This is a genomic window from Variovorax sp. W1I1 (assembly GCF_030815625.1).
Classification (GTDB): domain Bacteria; phylum Pseudomonadota; class Gammaproteobacteria; order Burkholderiales; family Burkholderiaceae_C; genus Variovorax; species Variovorax paradoxus_C.
Window position 1 is genome coordinate 25,480 of record NZ_JAUSWZ010000001.1, and the last position, 15,985, is coordinate 41,464.

15 protein-coding genes are annotated in these 15,985 nt (G+C 68.9%); 10 read left to right on the forward strand and 5 right to left on the reverse strand.

Features of this window, described 5'->3' with window-relative positions:
- Nucleotides 1–52 precede the first annotated feature (52 nt).
- The 8 genes from QFZ83_RS00120 (at nucleotide 53) to QFZ83_RS00155 (ending at nucleotide 8,936) form a co-directional block, all read left to right on the forward strand.
- Entirely contained in the window at nucleotides 53–1,306 is a 1,254-nt protein-coding gene (locus QFZ83_RS00120; protein ID WP_307501225.1) for a branched-chain amino acid ABC transporter substrate-binding protein, read from the forward strand.
- Nucleotides 1,307–1,391: 85 nt separating this feature from the next.
- On the forward strand, nucleotides 1,392–2,333 hold the full coding sequence (locus QFZ83_RS00125; protein WP_307501228.1) for a branched-chain amino acid ABC transporter permease: 942 nt from the start codon (nucleotides 1,392–1,394) through the stop codon (nucleotides 2,331–2,333).
- Between the two features lie 4 nt (nucleotides 2,334–2,337).
- On the forward strand, nucleotides 2,338–3,582 hold the full coding sequence (locus tag QFZ83_RS00130) for a branched-chain amino acid ABC transporter permease (protein WP_307501230.1): 1,245 nt from the start codon (nucleotides 2,338–2,340) through the stop codon (nucleotides 3,580–3,582).
- A complete protein-coding gene (locus QFZ83_RS00135; protein ID WP_307501232.1) occupies nucleotides 3,579–4,334 on the forward strand; it encodes an ABC transporter ATP-binding protein in 756 nt (251 codons plus the stop codon). The genes QFZ83_RS00130 and QFZ83_RS00135 overlap by 4 nt, the downstream gene beginning before the upstream one ends.
- A complete protein-coding gene (locus QFZ83_RS00140; protein WP_307501234.1) occupies nucleotides 4,331–5,053 on the forward strand; it encodes an ABC transporter ATP-binding protein in 723 nt (240 codons plus the stop codon). Before QFZ83_RS00135 ends, QFZ83_RS00140 begins: the two co-directional genes overlap by 4 nt.
- 38 nt (nucleotides 5,054–5,091) lie before the next feature.
- A complete protein-coding gene (locus QFZ83_RS00145; RefSeq protein ID WP_307501236.1) occupies nucleotides 5,092–6,039 on the forward strand; it encodes a 3-keto-5-aminohexanoate cleavage protein in 948 nt (315 codons plus the stop codon).
- Between the two features lie 43 nt (nucleotides 6,040–6,082).
- A complete protein-coding gene (locus tag QFZ83_RS00150; protein WP_307501240.1) occupies nucleotides 6,083–6,988 on the forward strand; it encodes an SDR family NAD(P)-dependent oxidoreductase in 906 nt (301 codons plus the stop codon).
- A 169-nt stretch (nucleotides 6,989–7,157) separates the two neighbouring features.
- A complete protein-coding gene (locus QFZ83_RS00155) occupies nucleotides 7,158–8,936 on the forward strand; it encodes a tannase/feruloyl esterase family alpha/beta hydrolase (protein WP_307501243.1) in 1,779 nt (592 codons plus the stop codon).
- Between the two features lie 19 nt (nucleotides 8,937–8,955).
- On the opposite strand, the gene QFZ83_RS00160 is transcribed toward QFZ83_RS00155, so the two are convergent.
- Nucleotides 8,956–10,182, reverse strand: coding sequence for an MFS transporter (locus tag QFZ83_RS00160; protein ID WP_307501246.1), 1,227 nt, complete (start codon nucleotides 10,180–10,182; stop codon nucleotides 8,956–8,958).
- A 113-nt stretch (nucleotides 10,183–10,295) separates the two neighbouring features.
- Between QFZ83_RS00160 and QFZ83_RS00165 the strand changes: the two genes are divergently transcribed.
- The gene (locus QFZ83_RS00165; protein ID WP_307501249.1) at nucleotides 10,296–11,240 is read left to right on the forward strand and encodes a LysR family transcriptional regulator; all 945 of its coding nucleotides are present in this window, start codon (nucleotides 10,296–10,298) and stop codon (nucleotides 11,238–11,240) included.
- On the opposite strand, the gene QFZ83_RS00170 is transcribed toward QFZ83_RS00165, so the two are convergent.
- The gene (locus QFZ83_RS00170) at nucleotides 11,224–11,907 is read right to left on the reverse strand and encodes a TetR family transcriptional regulator C-terminal domain-containing protein (protein ID WP_307501251.1); all 684 of its coding nucleotides are present in this window, start codon (nucleotides 11,905–11,907) and stop codon (nucleotides 11,224–11,226) included. The two genes, QFZ83_RS00165 and QFZ83_RS00170, sit on opposite strands and share 17 nt — an antisense overlap.
- Before the next feature lie 150 nt (nucleotides 11,908–12,057).
- Between QFZ83_RS00170 and QFZ83_RS00175 the strand changes: the two genes are divergently transcribed.
- A complete protein-coding gene (locus tag QFZ83_RS00175; RefSeq protein ID WP_307501254.1) occupies nucleotides 12,058–13,125 on the forward strand; it encodes an asparaginase in 1,068 nt (355 codons plus the stop codon).
- Nucleotides 13,126–13,238: 113 nt separating this feature from the next.
- On the opposite strand, the gene QFZ83_RS00180 is transcribed toward QFZ83_RS00175, so the two are convergent.
- From QFZ83_RS00180 to QFZ83_RS00190, 3 genes are read right to left on the reverse strand one after another with little or no spacing between them, the layout of a single operon-like run.
- The gene (locus tag QFZ83_RS00180; RefSeq protein ID WP_307501256.1) at nucleotides 13,239–14,072 is read right to left on the reverse strand and encodes a phosphatase PAP2 family protein; all 834 of its coding nucleotides are present in this window, start codon (nucleotides 14,070–14,072) and stop codon (nucleotides 13,239–13,241) included.
- Nucleotides 14,073–14,083: 11 nt separating this feature from the next.
- A complete protein-coding gene (locus QFZ83_RS00185; RefSeq protein ID WP_307501258.1) occupies nucleotides 14,084–14,911 on the reverse strand; it encodes a metallophosphoesterase in 828 nt (275 codons plus the stop codon).
- Nucleotides 14,908–15,876, reverse strand: a complete 969-nt coding sequence (locus tag QFZ83_RS00190; RefSeq protein ID WP_307501261.1) for a diacylglycerol kinase family protein — start codon at nucleotides 15,874–15,876, stop codon at nucleotides 14,908–14,910. Before QFZ83_RS00190 ends, QFZ83_RS00185 begins: the two co-directional genes overlap by 4 nt.
- Between the last annotated feature and the right edge of the window lie 109 nt (nucleotides 15,877–15,985).

The following is a 15,985-nucleotide window of genomic DNA, read 5'->3' on the forward strand; positions in this document are numbered from 1 at the left end:
CGGCCGCTGCATCCCTTTCGATTTCCTTTTCATAAAAAGCATGGAGACATCAATGCACAAGTTCAACGCACTCGCCTTCGCCCTCGTTCCCGCGGTGGGCCTTCTTTGCGGCGCCGCATCGACGGCATCGGCCGCGCCGGTCAAGATCGGCGTGCTCGAAACGCTCTCGGGTCCGCAGGCCTCGTCGGGCCAGGCCTACCGCGCGGCCGTTCGCTATGCGATCGACCAGATCAACGCCGCGGGCGGCTGGAACGGCGAGCCGGTGCAGCTTCTGGAGTACGACAACCAAGGCGGCCCCGCGGGTGCGGCCGACAAGCTCAAGGCGGCCGCCGCCGACGGCGTGCAGCTCATCGTGCAGGGCGCCTCGTCGGCCATCGGCGGGCAGATCACCGAAGACATCCGCAAGTACAACCTGCGCAATCCCGGCAAGGAGATGGTCTACCTGAACGTCGGCGCCGAGGCGCTGGAGCTCACCGGCGAGAAGTGCAACTTCCACCACTTCCGCTTCGGCGGCGATCCGCAGGTGCGCACCAAGGCGCTCGTGAGCGCGATGAAGCAGGCCAATGCGCTGGGCACCAAGGTCTATTCGATCAACCAGAACTACTCCTGGGGCCAGGACATGGAGAAGGCCATCGCCGACAACGCGGCGGCGGGCGGCTACCAGGTGGTCGAGAAGACGCTGCACGACGTCAACAAGGTGCAGGACTTCGCGCCCTACGTCGCGAAGATCGCTGCGTCGAAGGCCGACTCGGTGCTCACGGGCAACTGGTCGAACGACCTGCTGCTTCTGATGAAGGCCTCGAAGTCGGCGGGCCTGAAGGCGCGCTTCGGCACGGTCTACCTCGACCAGCCGGGCAACCTCGCCAATGCCGGCGACCTGGCCGTCGGGCACTTCGTCGTGCAGACCTTCAACCCCGAGGCGGGCGGCGCCGAAGGCGAGCGCTTCGTCAACGACTACAAGGCCAAGACCGGCCATGTGCCTGTGTTCATCGAGCCGCAGACCGTCTTCGGCATGGCCATGGTGGCCGATGCATTGAAGCGCACCAAGCCCGATGGCGGCGCGCTCAATGTGAACGCGTTCGCGAAGGCGCTGGAGGCCACCACCATCAAGACCCCGATGGGCGACATGAGCATGCGCGCAGCGGACCACCAGGCGCAGCTGCCGATGGTCGTGTCCACGGTCACCAAGGATGCGAAGTTCAAGGTCGACGACACCGACATGGGCTTCAAGCCGGTCAAGCGCTTCACCGCGCAGGAAGCCTCGACGCCCGCGCAGGCCAGCTGCGCGATGAAGCGGCCCGGCTGAGCCCGCGCATTTCCTGAACCTTCACCAGGCCGGCGAGGCGAAGGCGCTCCGGCCGGCGCAGCTTCGGCTGCTCCCGAGAAAACCTATGGACCAGATCATCGTTTCCCTCATGAACGGCGTCATCTACGGCTTGCTGCTGTTCATGGTGTCGGCCGGGCTCACGCTCATCTTCGGAATGATGGGCGTGCTCAATTTCGCGCACGCCTCGTTCTACATGCTCGGGGCGTACTTCGCGTACACGCTGCAGGGCGCCATCGGCTTCTGGCTCGCGCTGGTCGTCTCGCCGGTGCTCGTGGGGCTGGTCGGCGTGGTGGTCGAGCGCTTCTTCCTGCGGCGGGTGCACCACCACGGGCATGCGCATGAGCTGCTCCTGACGTTCGGCCTCTCGTTCATCGTGGCCGAATCGATCAAGCTCTTCTTCGGCAACTTCCCGGTCGACTACCGGATTCCCGCAGCGCTCGATGTGTCGGCCTTCACCGTCGGCGGCGCGCAGTACCCGGTGTACCGCCTCCTGATGGGCGGCATCGCCATCGCGATGTTCGTGGTCATCTACCTGCTGCTGACGCGCACGCGCGTGGGCATCGTGGTGCGCTCGGCCATCTACAAGCCGCGCATGGCGGAGGCGCTGGGCCACAACGTGCCGCTGGTCTTCATGGGCGTCTTCGGCGTGGGCGCGGCGCTCGCGGGTCTCGCGGGCGCTGTGGCCGGCGCGTTCTACACGACGAACCCGAACATGGCGCTCGAACTCGGCGTGATGGTGTTCGTGGTGGTCGTGGTCGGTGGGCTGGGCTCGCTCGGCGGAGCGATGCTTGCTTCGCTGCTGATCGGCGTCGTCACCTCGCTGGCCGTCGGCGTGGACCGGAGTCTGGCCGACCTGTTTGCGCTCTTCGGCGCAGGCGAATGGGCCACGAGCGTGGGCGGCCTGATGACGCTGAAGATCTCCAGCCTGTCCGCGACCATTCCCTTCGCGCTGATGCTGCTGATCCTGCTCGTGCGGCCCAGCGGGCTCATGGGCGAGAAGGCGTGACGCGATGAAGACGGCTCTTCTCCTCGTCCTCGCGGGCGTCGCGGCGCTCGCCGCGCTGCCTTTCCTGCTGTCGCAGGGGCTGCTGAACGCGGCCATCCAGATGCTCATCGCCGCGCTGTTCGCGAGCGCCTACAACCTGCTGTGCGGCCAGGCCGGCATGCTGTCGTTCGGGCATGCGGCCTACTTCGGTGTCGGCGCGTTCGGCACCGTGCATGCGATGAATGCCATCGGCGGCGCGGGCCTCCTGCCCACGCCCCTGATGCCGCTCGCGGGCGCCGCCTGCGGCCTCCTCTTCGGCGGCATCGCCGGTTGGTTCGCAACCAAGCGCACCGGCACCTACTTCGCAATGATCACGCTCGCCATCGCCGAGCTGGTGCACTCGCTCGCGCCGCACCTCAAGGGCCTCTTCGGCGGCGAGGCCGGCGTGTCCACCATGCGCATGCCGGCATGGGGCCTCGATTTCGGATCGACCACGCAGGTGTACTACCTCACGCTCGCGTGGGTGCTGCTGTCGGTGTTGCTGCTGTATCTCTTCACGCGCACGCCGATGGGCCGGCTCGCCTACGGGCTGCGCGAAAACAGCCACCGGCTGCGCTTCCTCGGCTACAACGTGCACGGCCTGGGCATGCTGGTGTTCGCGATCTCGGCGATGTTCTCGGGCATCGCGGGCGGCCTGCAGGTGGTGTCGAACGAATCGGCGAACTACGTGGTGTTCGATCCAGCGCTCTCGGCCGCGGTCGTTCTCAACACCTACATCGGCGGCGTGAAGGTGTTCCTCGGCCCCGCGTTCGGCGCGGCGCTCATGACCTTCTTCGGCTACGCCGTCTCCGACCTCACGCAGTCGTGGCTGCTCTACCAGGGCATCCTGTTCGTGCTCGTGATGATGTTCATGCCCTCGGGGCTCGCCGGTCTCATCGGCACCACCGGGCGACTGCGCCAAAGCATCGGCATGGCGCGCCTGGTGCCGCTGGTGCTGCTGTCCATCGCCGCTGCCGTGCTGCTGAGCATGGGCGGCGCGTTCGCAGTCGAGATGCTGCAGCGCATCTTCTCGCAGGACTACCGCGCGATGGCCAAGCTCGCCGCGGGCGGTGCCTGGCCGCCGGTCACGCTGCTCGCGCGCGCCTGGTCGCCGACGGCAGTGGCGACGTGGGCGGTGCCGGTGGTGCTCATCGGTGCGGGCGCTTTGCTCGCGTGGATCGGGCAGCGGCACCTCAAGCAGGCCACCGAGCGCGCGGGAGGTGCCGCATGAGCGATCCGATCCTCAGCATTCGCGGGCTGCGCAAGTCCTTCGGCCCGACGGAAATCATGCGCGGCGTGGACCTCGACCTGCTCGGCACCGAAAGGCATGCGCTCATCGGCCCGAACGGCGCGGGCAAGTCCACGCTCTTTCATCTCATCTCGGGGCACCTCGCGCCGAGTGCCGGCACGGTCCATTTCGACGGGCATTCCATCGGCGGCCGCACGCCGCAGGCGATCAACCGGCTGGGCCTCGCGCGCTCGTTCCAGATCACCAACATCTTTCCGAAACTCACCGTCTTCGAGAACATCCGCCTCGCGGTGATGCGCCCGCACGGGCTCGCGTACGCGTTCTGGAAATTCGTCGACAGTGACCGGCGCGTCCGCGAAGAAACGTACCGGCTGCTGGAGTTGGTGCGGCTGACAAGCCGGGCGGGCACGATCGCCGGCGAGATGGCGTACTCCGAGCAGCGCTCGCTCGAGATCGCGATGACGCTCGCCTCCGACCCGAAGGTGATCCTCCTGGACGAGCCGATGGCTGGAATGTCGAACGAGGAAACGCACTACACCGCCGAGCTGATCCTCGAAGTGACCAAAGGGCGCGCGCTGATGCTCGTGGAGCACGACATGGACGTGGTGTTCTCGCTCAGCGACCGCATCAGCGTGCTGGTCTACGGCCAGGTGATCGCGACCGGCACGCCCGACGAGATCCGCGCCAACGCGAGCGTGAAGGAAGCCTACCTGGGCGAGGAGGTGGCCGCATGAGCGCCGCCGCCGAAACCCTGCTGCACGTCGAAGACCTGCACGCCCACTACGGCAAGAGCCACATCCTGCATGGCGTGAACCTGCAGGTCGCGCGCAACGAGGTCGTGAGCCTGCTCGGCCGCAACGGCTCAGGGCGCTCGACCACGATGAAGGCCGTGATGGGGCTGGTCACGCCGACCTCCGGCCACATCCGGCTTCAGGGCCGCGAACTCGCGGGCGCAAGGCCCTACGCCATCTGCCGCGCGGGCATCGGCTACGTGCCCGAAGAGCGCGAGGTGTTCGCCAATCTCACGGTCGACGAGAACCTGCGCATGGGCGAGCAGACGCCCGTGCCCGGCGCGCATCGCTGGCGCATCGAGGAGATGTTCGACTACTTCCCGCGACTCAAGGAGCGCCGCAACACCAAGGCCGGCAGCATGTCCGGCGGCGAGCAGCAGATGCTCACCATGTGCCGCTCGCTGCTGGGCAATCCGCTGGTGCTGCTGATCGACGAGCCCACCGAGGGCCTCGCGCCCAAGATCGTCGCGCAGGTGGCCGAATGCATCCGCGACATGCACCGCAAGGGCGTCTCTGTCGTGCTGGTCGAGCAGAAGCTGGCCATTGCGCTGAAGGTCTCCACGCGCGTGTGCGTGATGGGGCACGGGCGCATCGTCTTCGAGGGAACGCCGCAGGAACTGACGGCCGACGAGAAGCTCGTGGCCGAGTGGCTCGCGGTCTGACTCTTTTCTCCTTTTCATTCACCGCTGCGAACCTCCACATGGCAACGACAACAACCCAAGACAAGGTCATCATTTCATGCGCGGTCACCGGTTCGGTCCACACGCCGACGATGTCCGAGCACCTGGCACTCACGCCCGACCAGATCGCCGAGCAGGCCATCGAGGCCGCGGAGGCCGGCGCCGCCATCCTGCATCTGCATGCGCGCGACCCGAAGGACGGCCGGCCCTCGGCAGATCCGAAGATCTTCGATGCCTTCGTGCCCCGCATCCGCGATGCCACCGACGCGGTCATCAACATCACGACCGGCGGCAGCACGCGCATGACGCTGGAGGAGCGCCTGGCCTATCCGCTGCAGGCCAAGCCGGAGATGTGCTCCCTGAACATGGGCTCGATGAACTTCTCGATCCACCCGGCCGCGCGGCGCATCGCCGAGTGGAAGCACGACTGGGAGAAGCCGTACGTCGAGGGCATGGAGGACCTGATCTTTCGCAACACCTTCCGCGATATCAAGCACATCCTGAAAGTGCTGGGCGATGACTGCGGCACGCGCTTCGAGTTCGAGTGCTACGACGTGGGCCATCTCTACAACCTCGCGCATTTCGTGGACGAAGGCTTGATCAAGGGGCCGCTCTTCATCCAGAGCATCTACGGCATCCTGGGCGGCCTCGGGCCGGACCCGGAAAACCTCGTGGTGATGCGCACCACCGCCGACCGCCTCTTCGGGCGCGACGGCTACCGCTTCTCGATCCTCGGCGCGGGCCGCCACCAGATGCCGCTTCTGACCATGGGCGCGGTGATGGGCGGCAACGTGCGCGTGGGCCTCGAAGACAGTCTCTACCTCGCCAAGGGGCAGCTTGCGAAGTCGTGCGCCGAGCAGGTGAGAAAGATCCGCCGGATTCTGGAAGAGCTCTCGCTCGAGATCGCCACGCCCGACGAGGCGCGCGCGATGCTGGGCCTGAAGGGCCGCGACGCGGTCGCGTTCTGAACGCCCGGCACCGGCAAGCCATTCATATCAATCAGGAGTAGCAATGAAGAAGTTCTTGGACGGCCGCGTGGCCATCGTCACGGGGGCCGGCAGCGGCCTGGGCAAGGCGCATGCGATGGCGCTCGCCCGGCATGGCGCGCGCGTCGTGGTCAACGACGTGGCGGGCCGGCACGAAGGCTCGCCGGGGCGCGCGGTGGCCGACGAGATCGTGCGGGCCGGAGGCCTGGCCATCGCGGACGGCGGCGACGTCACCGATTTCGCGCAGATGGAGCAGATGGCCGCGCGCGCCATCGGCGAATGGGGCCGCATCGACATCCTCGTGAACAACGCGGGCGTGCTGCGCGACAAGACCTTCTCCAAGATGTCGCTCGACGATTTCCGGCGCGTGATGGACGTGCACCTGATGGGCACCGTCCATTGCGTGAAGGCGGTGTGGGAGCACATGCGCGAGCGCCGCTACGGGCGCATCGTGATGACGACCTCTTCGTCGGGCCTGTACGGCAACTTCGGCCAGTCGAACTACAGCGCCGCGAAGATGGCACTCGTGGGCCTCATGCAGACGCTGGCGCTCGAAGGCGCGAAGCAGAACATTCGCGTGAACTGCCTCGCGCCCACGGCGGCGACGGCCATGACCGAAGGCGTGCTGCCGCCCGAAGCGCTGGCCCGGCTCGCGCCGGACAACGTGAGCCCGGGGCTCGTCGCACTCGTCGGCGAGGACGCGCCGACACGCACCATCCTGCTCGCGGGCGCCGGCAGCTTCGAGAGCGCGAACATCACGATGACGCAGGGCATCTTCATCGGCGACGCGGAAGACCCGGTGGCGCACATCCGTTCGCGCATGGACGAGATCCTCGACCGCCAGGACGAGCGCGTGCCCGGCACGGGGTTCGAGCAATACCAGCTGGAGCTTTCCAAGGCCGGCATCGAGATGGCGCTGCCCGGCGCGTAACCCGAACAAAGCGCGCGGCGAGGGTTTTCACTGCATGGGGGCACCACATCGGATGTGCCCCGCCGATGTCGGGTTCGCACATTGGATTCGAGAGGGGCGCGCGCGAGACTTTGTCGGGCCTCGAAAGAAGGCCGTGTACGCAACTCACAAAGGCATCGGAGACAGACCCATGAAATCCAGCAACAGAGACCTGGCCCTGATGGCCGCAGCCTGCCTCGCAGCGACGGCCATGCTCGCCGGCTGCGGTGGGGGCGGCAGTGGCGGCGGCTTCCCGTTCGTGACCCTGCCCCCGGCCGCGCCACCGCCCGCGTCGCCGCCACCGGCTTCTCCGCCGCCGCCTTCGCAGCCTGCGGCGCTCACCTGCGACCAGCTGCAGGGCATGGCCGTTGCCGCGTCGGCCATCGGCCTGCCCACCTCCGGCGCCACCGTCACGTCCGTCAAGACCGTGGCCGCGAGCGGAAGCGGCGCGGCCGCCGTGCCCGAGTACTGCGAGGTCGCGGGCAAGATCGCGCCGGTCGATCCGGCTGCGCCCAACATCCTCTTCCAGTTGGCGCTGCCCACGCGCTGGAACCAGAAGGTCGTCATGTTCGGCGGCGGCGGGTTCAACGGCACGATCCCGAACGTGAAGGGCAATGTGCCCAACGGCCCCGTCGACCAGCCCACGCCGCTCGGCCGCGGCTACGCCACCTTCGCGAGCGACTCCGGCCACCAGGCCAACGCACTCGGTTCGCAGGACGGCTCCTTCGGCCTGAACGACGAGGCCGTGCGCAACTTCGGCGGCGACGTGCTCAAGAAGGTGCACGACGTGGCGCTGTCGCTGGTGAAGGCACGCTACGCCGCGAGCCCGGTGAAGGCGTATTTCGCCGGCGGCTCGACGGGTGGGCGCGAGGCGGTGACCGCGATCCAGCGCTGGCCCGCGGACTGGGACGGCGCGATCGCGTGGTACCCGGCGTGGAACGATGCGTCGGCGTTGCTGGCCGGGCACCGCATGAGCCGCGCGCTCGCGCAGCCGGGCGCCTACCCCAATGTGCCGAAGCGCGAGGTGCTCTACAAGGCCGCAATGGAGGCGTGCGATGCGCTCGATGGCGCCACCGACGGCCTCATCAGCAACCAGAACCTCTGCAACGCGCGCTTCGATCCGTCGACGGCCACGCTGGCCGGCGTTCCGGTGCGCTGCGCGGGCGGCGCCGACACCGGCAACACCTGCCTCTCGGATGCGCAGATCGCAGCACTGAAGACCATCGACACGCCGACCAACTTCAATTACCTGCTCGCGAGCGGCGAGACGCAGTACCCGGGCTACAACGTGTGGGGCGCGGACCTGGGTATCACCACCTGGCCCTCGCCGCTGGAGCCGGTGGTGACCTTCCTTGCATTCGGCACCTCGCAGCCGGGGCGGCCGATGCCCGCGACCGCGCCCTACGTCAGCGTGCTGACCGACCAGTGGATCAAGTACTCGGTGACGCGAGATCCGCTCTACGACTCGCTCTCGCTCGATCCGGAGAACGCCGGCCCATGGGCCAACCGCATCAGCGCGCTGAGCACGCAGCTGGACGTCAGCACCGACATCTCGGCGTTCAAGGCGCGCGGCGGCAAGCTGCTGCTGGCCCACGGCCTGGCCGACGTGCTGGTGAGCACGCGTGCCACCGAGCAGTACTACCAGCGGCTGCAATCGCGGCTGGGGCTTGCGGAGGTCGACTCGTTCGTTCGGTACTACGAGGTCGCGGGCCTCGGCCATGCGGTGAGCAGCGTCTTCAATGCGACCTGGGACTCGCTCACCGCCCTCGAGCAATGGGCCGAGAAGGGCGCCGCCCCCACGGCGCAGGTGACGACCGACACGGCGGGCGTCCCCGGCCGCACCCGGCCGCTGTGCGACTACCCGAAGTGGCCGCAGTACAAGGGTGCGGGCGACGTGAACCTCGCGGCCTCTTTCCGCTGCGCCGACTGAGGCGTCGGCGCGGGCTGGCTCAGGGCTTGCGGGGCGCGGGCAGCAGCCGCACGGCCAGCGCCGCGGCCGCCGTGCCCGTCGCCAGCCAGGTCACGCCGGCCCAGCCCCATTGCGCCAGGGAGAGGGCGCCGAGCGCCGAGCCCGCCGCCATGCCGATGAACATGCTGGTGAACAGCACCGCATTCAGCCGGCTGCGCGCGCCGGGCTCGATGCCGTAGACGATGGTCTGGTGCGCGATCAACGTGGCCTGCATGCCGAGGTCGAAGCCGACGGCCGCCAGCGCCAGCAGCCAGAGCTGCGCATGCGGCGTCATCAGCGGCGCGAGGCCCATCGCGGCGAACGACACCACGGCGAGCCCGGCGCCCAGGCGCGTCACCAACTGAGGCCCGCGCCGGTCGGCGAGGCGCCCGGCCAGCGGCGCCGCGAGCGCACCCGCCGCGCCGGCCAGGCCGAAGGCGCCGGCCGCGGCGCTGCCGAGGTGGAAGGGCGCGCCATGCAGCATCACCGCCAGCGTCGACCAGAACGCGCTGAAGCCCACCGCCAGCAGCGCCTGCGCCAATGCGGCGCGGCGCAGCGCGCCATGGCGCGACCACAGCGTGCCCAGCGAACCGAGCAGCGCGCCGTAGGCCAAGTGCGTGGTCGCCCGGAAGCGCGGCAGCCCGCGCCAGGCGGCCGCGCCGATGAGCGCGATGCTGGCCGCCGCCGCGATGAACATCGCGCGCCAGCCGAAATGCTCGGCCACAAAGCCGCTCACCACCCGCGACAGCAGGATGCCCAGCAGCAGCCCGGTCATCACCGTGCCGACGGTCTTGCCGCGCGAGGCTTCGGGTGCCAGCGCGGCTGCGGCGGGCACGATGTCCTGCGCCATCGTGGCCGCCAGGCCGATGGCGAGGCTGGCCGCGAGCAGCACGCCGATCGACGGCGCGGCGCCGGCCACCAGCAGCGCGGTGCACAGGGCGGCTGCCTTGATCAGCACGATGCGGCGCCGGTCGAAGCGGTCGCCCAGCGGCGCCAGCAGCAGGATGCCGAGCGCGTAGCCCAGCTGCGTCAGCGTGGGGATGAAGCCGACCGCGCGGGGGGAGGCGCCGATGTCGGCGCCCAGCACGCCGAGCATCGGCTGCGCGTAGTAGAGCGACGCCACCGACAGGCCGGCGCCGGTGGCCAGCAGCAGGACCAGCGAGGTCGGCAGCGCATGGCCGTCTGTTGCGGTGCCTGCGGGGGCATGCATTGATTGAATGGAAGACATGGTGATAACCCTTGGTTTTCTGGCTAGGGCTGAAATGTGCTCCTCTCAGGAGTGACTTGGTAGCCCCGCGAGTCGCACAATGTCTATACGAGACGCGCATAAAGAGCCAGGAAATGCCCCATTCACCCCCCGCCGCCGACCGCATCGAGCTGATGCAGACCTTCGTCCACATCGTCGAAGCCGGCAGCCTCTCGGCCGCCGCACTGCGGATGGACGCGACCCAGCCCACCGTGAGCCGCCGGCTGCAGGCACTGGAGCGCTCGCTGGGCGTGCGGCTGCTGCGCCGCTCCACGCACGCCATGAAGCTCACCGAGGACGGCGAGCGCTGCTACGAGCGCGCCAAGGAGCTGATCGCCAACTGGCGCGCCTTCGAGGCGGACCTGCGCGGCGTGGGCGACGAGCCCGAAGGCACGCTGCGCGTGGTGGCGCCGCATGCGCTGGGGCAGCGGCTGCTGGTCGGCCCGCTGGCCGATTACCTGCGCGCCTATCCGCGGGTGTCCGTCGAATGGCTGCTGCACGACCGCCGGCCCGACTTCATCGCCGAGGGCGTCGATTGCGCGATCCAGGTCGGCGAGGTGACCGACACCATGGCCGTGGCCATCAAGCTCTCGGAGGTGCCGCGCGTGGTGGTCGCCGCGCCGTCGGTGCTGGAAGGGCGCAAGCCGCCCACGCACGCGTCGGAGCTGGCCGAGCTGCCGTGGCTCGCGCTGCGCACCTTCTATCGCAACGAGGTGCAGCTCACGCACCGGCCGAGCGGCGAGATCGCGCGGGTGCCGATTCGCCCCTGCCTGAGCACCGACAGCCTCTATGCGCTGCACAGCGCGGCGGCCATGGGGCTGGGCGCCTGCATCGGCTCGGCCTGGCTCATGAACGACGACATCGCGGCGGGCCGGCTGGTGCAGCTCGCGCCGCAATGGCATGCGGTGCCGCTGCCGGTGTACCTGACCTATTCACCCGCGCGCTTCCAGCCCGCGCGCCTGCGCCGCTTCATCGAAATGGTGCGGCTCGCGATGGCGGACCCGACAGGCCGCGCCTGGGAGGTCAAGGCGTCGTCTTGATGCCGCAGCCGCCCAGCACGAAGGCCACCAGTTCGCGCGCGATGGGTTCGCGGTCGATCGGCGCATCGGGCGGCAGGCCGAGCATCACGCGCGTCTGGATCGCGTAGTCGGCGTAGCTCTGGGTCATGGCCCAGATGTGCATGAGGAGGATGCGCGCATCGAGCGGGCGCATCTGCCCGCGCGCGATCCAGCCGTTGATGATGTCCACCTTCTTCTGCGTCCAGGCCCGGGCATTGGGCCAGTAGCGGTCGAGGTTGCGGCCGCCGTCGAGGATCTCGCGGGTGAAGATGCGCGACATCTCGGGGCTGTCGATGGCGTGGTCCAGCTTCTTTCTGATGTAGTCGCCCAGCACGGTGGCCGGGTCGCTCGCATCCTCGAACGAGAACACCACCTTCCAGGCGTGCAGCACCTGCATCAGCAGCTCTTCGTAGAGCTCTTCCTTGCCGGCGATGTAGTAGTGCAGCTGGGGCTTGGTGAGGCCGGCGCGCGCGGCGATGGCCTGGGTCGAGGTGCCCTTCAAGCCATGCAGGCTGAACTCGGCGACCGCCGCGGTGCGGATGGCGGCCATGATGCGCTCGCGCCCCGGGCGTGCGCGCGACAGCGGGCCCTCGGGGGCGGGCATTTCCTGGGCGGTGGAGGAGGGCAGGGCGGCGGTGTCGGAGGTCATGCTGAAAGCGTTGGCGGGGCGCCCGGCCGATGGTAATCCCATGGCGCATGGCCGCATGCCGTGCCGGCATGGCAGCGGGGCGCAGGCGGGCATGGTTCATGTATCTTCCTCGCCGCTTCCAGAAATTCACCTCAGACCAAGGAGTCTTCCATGTACCTCTCTCCCCGTTTCAGGGCCTTCGCCGCAGGCGCCGCCCTGCTGGCCGCCAGCGCACTCGCGCAAGCACAGCAACTGCCCAACGTGGTGATCCTCGCCACCGGCGGCACCATCGCCGGTGCCGGCGCCTCGGCCGTCAACAGCGCCACCTACGCAGCCGCCAAGGTCGGCGTCGACAAGCTCATCGCCGGCCTGCCCGAGCTCGCGAAGGTCGCCAACGTGCGCGGCGAGCAGGTGTTCCAGGTCGCATCGGAAAGCCTCACCAACGACAACCTGCTGACGCTCGCCAAGCGCGTCTCGGCGCTCTCGAAGCAATCGGACGTGGACGGCATCGTCATCACCCACGGCACCGACACGCTGGAAGAAACCGCCTATTTCCTGACCCTGACGGTGCACACCAACAAGCCAATCGTCGTGGTCGGTTCGATGCGTCCCGGCACGGCCCTTTCGGCCGACGGCGCGCTCAACCTGTACGACGCGGTCAACGTGGCGGGCAGCAAGGACGCCGTGGGCAAGGGCGTGCTGGTGACGATGGGCGACAACATCGACAGCGGCCGCGACGTGAGCAAGAACGTCAACATCAAGACCAGCGCGTTCTCCAGCCAGTGGGGTCCGCTGGGCATGATCGTCGAGGGCAAGAACTACTGGTTCCGTGCGCCGGTCAAGCGCCACACCATGAACTCCGAGTTCGACATCGACAGCATCAACGCGCTGCCGCCGGTCGAGATCGCGATGGGTTACGAAGGCGTGTCGTCGGTGGCCATCGACGCGATCGCCAGGAGCGGCGCCAAGGCGCTCGTCCACGGCGGCACGGGCAACGGCTCGGTGGCCGACCGGATCGTTCCGAACCTGCAGAAGGCGCGCACCGACGGCGTGATCGTGATCCGCAGCTCGCGCGTGCCCGACGGCTTCGTGATCCGCAACGCCGAGCAGCCCGACGACAAGTACGACTGGGTGGTGGCGCACGACCTGCGTCCGCAGAAGGCGCGCATCCTGGCGATGGTGGCCTTGACCAAGACCAGCAACACCAAGGAACTGCAGCGGATCTTCTGGGAGTATTGATCTCCCCCAGGCTTGCTCGCTTCGCGTAGCCTCCTACCCCCTTCCGGGGGCAACACCTGCGGCCCGGCAAAGCCGGTTCCGCGGTGTTTCTGGCGAAGACGCCGAAGCGATGCTCAGGCCGGCGCGCGCTGCTGTTTGCGATGCCGCGCGTATTCCAGGCTGCTCACGCACACGAGCAGCCAGGCGAAGCCGGTCAGCAGGCCGGCCGCCACATCGCTCGCAAAGTGCACCTGCAGAAAAATGCGGCTGCATGCGATGGTCAGGATGGCGCCCACGGCTGCCATGGCCGCCGGCACATGCCAGCGCGCAGGCAGCGTGCGCAGCGCCAAGTACAGCAGCATTCCGTAACTCACGATCGCGCCCGCGCTGTGTCCGCTCGGGAAGCTGTAGCTCGTCTCGAACGCCAGCCCGTGGTCATGCACCGGCCGCGCCCGCTCGAAGATGTGCTTGAGCGCGGGGTTCAGCAGCACGATGCCGCCGAGCGCCATCACCCAGCCGAGCGCCAAGCCGCGATGCGCATGGCGCCACAGCACCGCGGCGACCACCAGGCACACCGGTGCGAGAAAGGCGAAGTCACCGAGGTGGGTGAGCCAGCTGAAGGCGACCAGCGCCGCCCACGGCACGTGGGCGCCGATGGCATCGGCCAGCGCCTGGTCGGCCAGGCCCATCGAATGCCCGTCGGAAAGGTTCGAGGCGATCCAGGCGAACACGCTCGCCGCCGCCAGGATCAGCAGGAAACCCGCCGCGAGCCCGAGCGCAATGCGCGGTTCGCTGGGCTCCTCTGCATCGCGGGCCTTGAAGTGGCGGCGCTGCAGCGTCCAGCAGATGGCGCCGGCGCCGAGCACCGACGCGGTCCAGATCGACAGGAACCAGCCGAGCGCATGGGCGCCGAGTTGCTGGGCGAGGAGAACGAGAGGGGGGGTAAGTGAGGAGGATTCCAAGGGCATGCGGCAGGACCCTAAGGGGGCGTCGCGCCACTGGCAAGCGAAAGCGGGAATACTTTGGCGCACTCGAAGGCTTTGCCGGCGGCCGCGTAGTCCCAGCGTTCGACGCGGCAGGCGCGCGCGTCGCCGGCCATGTCCAGGCGCACCACGTTCACCGAATTCGGAAAGCCGGCGCGCACGCGATGCGACACCGCCGTGCCCGCCTGCACGGCGAATGCGGTGCGCTTGCAGCCCGAGAAGGCGTCGTGCAGCGAGCGCACATAGGGCAGATGGATGTGGCCGCCCAGGATCAGGTCGACGCCGGCTTCGGACCAGCGCGCCACCGCCCGCTCGCGTCCGTGCAGGCGGTTCGTCATGTCCTCCTGCCGCGTGACCATCACCGGCTGGTGCGTCACCACCACGCGCAGCTGCGAGGGCGTGGCCGCCGCGAGGCGCGCCGCCACCCGCTCGACCTGCGCGGGCGATACCACGCCATCGGAGTGCCGGTACCAGCGCGTCGTGTTCACGGTGACGACCAGCCATTCGTCGGACTCGAACACCGGCTCCAGGTCGTCGCCGAAGGCTTCCCTGTACCGGCCGTAGGGCGAGAAGCAGCGTGCGGCGAGCTGGAACAGCGGGATGTCGTGGTTGCCCGGCACGACGAGCTTCGCGGGCGCCGCGAGCTGGTCGACGAAGGCGCGCGCCGCCGCGAACTGCACGCGCGTGGCGCGCTGCGTGATGTCGCCCGACATCACCACCACCTGCGGCGCCAGTGCCTCGGCGAAACGCTCAAGCGCGCGCAGCACCTCCGGCTGCTCGGTGCCGAAATGCGGATCGGAGATCTGCAGCAGGCAGGGGGTCATTGCTTGGCCGCCTCCAGCTCCGGCGCGACGTCGGGTCTCACCAGCCACAGCGGCTCGGGCGACACGCGGAACAGCAGCGGCATGTCGGCCCATGCGATCTCGCCGTCGGTCGCCACCTTCACGCGGCGCGGCGCGCGCAGGCGGCCGGCTTTCACCGTCATCGACTCGAAGGGAAAGCTCAGCACCTGGTCGGCGCGTCCGAGCCGGCCCATCGCGCCGCGCACCAGCAGCTCCGGCATGGCCAGCACCCCGACCGGCTTGAGCGCGATGGCCGCGAGCTGCCCCTGCTCGGGCGCATCGGCGTGCTCGATGCCCACCTGCAGCAACTGCAGCGGGTTGTTGCCCACGAAGAGGGTCGGCGTGCGGATGTCCTTTTCCTGCCCGCGCCAGGCCATGCGCAGGTTCCAGTGCCGGTGGCGGCCGCGCATCACCGTCAGCAGGCCCGCGAAGAACGCGATCCAGCGGCTGCGGCCATAGCGCGCCTTGTAGGTCTCGCGCTCTTCCAGCAGTTCGGCGTACAGGCCCATGCTGGCGTTCACGAGAAACACCCGGTCGTTGACCAGCCCCACCTGCACGGCGCGCGGCTGCTCGGCCAGCAGGATCTTCAGCGCCTCTGCCGTGTCGCGTGGAATGCCGTGGGTGCGGCTGAAGTAGTTGAAGGTGCCCTGCGGCAGCACGCCGAAGGCGCAGCCGCTGCCGAGCGTGGCCTGCGCCACCGCGTTGATGGTGCCGTCGCCGCCCGCGGCCACCACCACGCCGCCCACGGCGCGGGCGCGCTCTACGGCTTCGCGCGCCAGTGCCTGCAACCGGCCGGGGCCGTCGACCAGGAAGATGCGGTGCTTGCGGTCGGCCGCGGCAAGGCCTTCCTCGATGACCTGGCGGGCCTCGGCGGTGCTCTCGCTGCCGGAACTGGCGTTGAGCACGATGAAGAACGGGGCATTCGGGCCGATGTGGGGCGGTTGCATGTCTGTGGGAATGGGGAAAGGCGGGCCTGGAAGGGCCGTGTGAAGGGCTGCGGTGTGAGGGCTGCCGCGTGCGGCCGGCCGGTGGTTGTCTCATGCCCGGCCGGGCGGC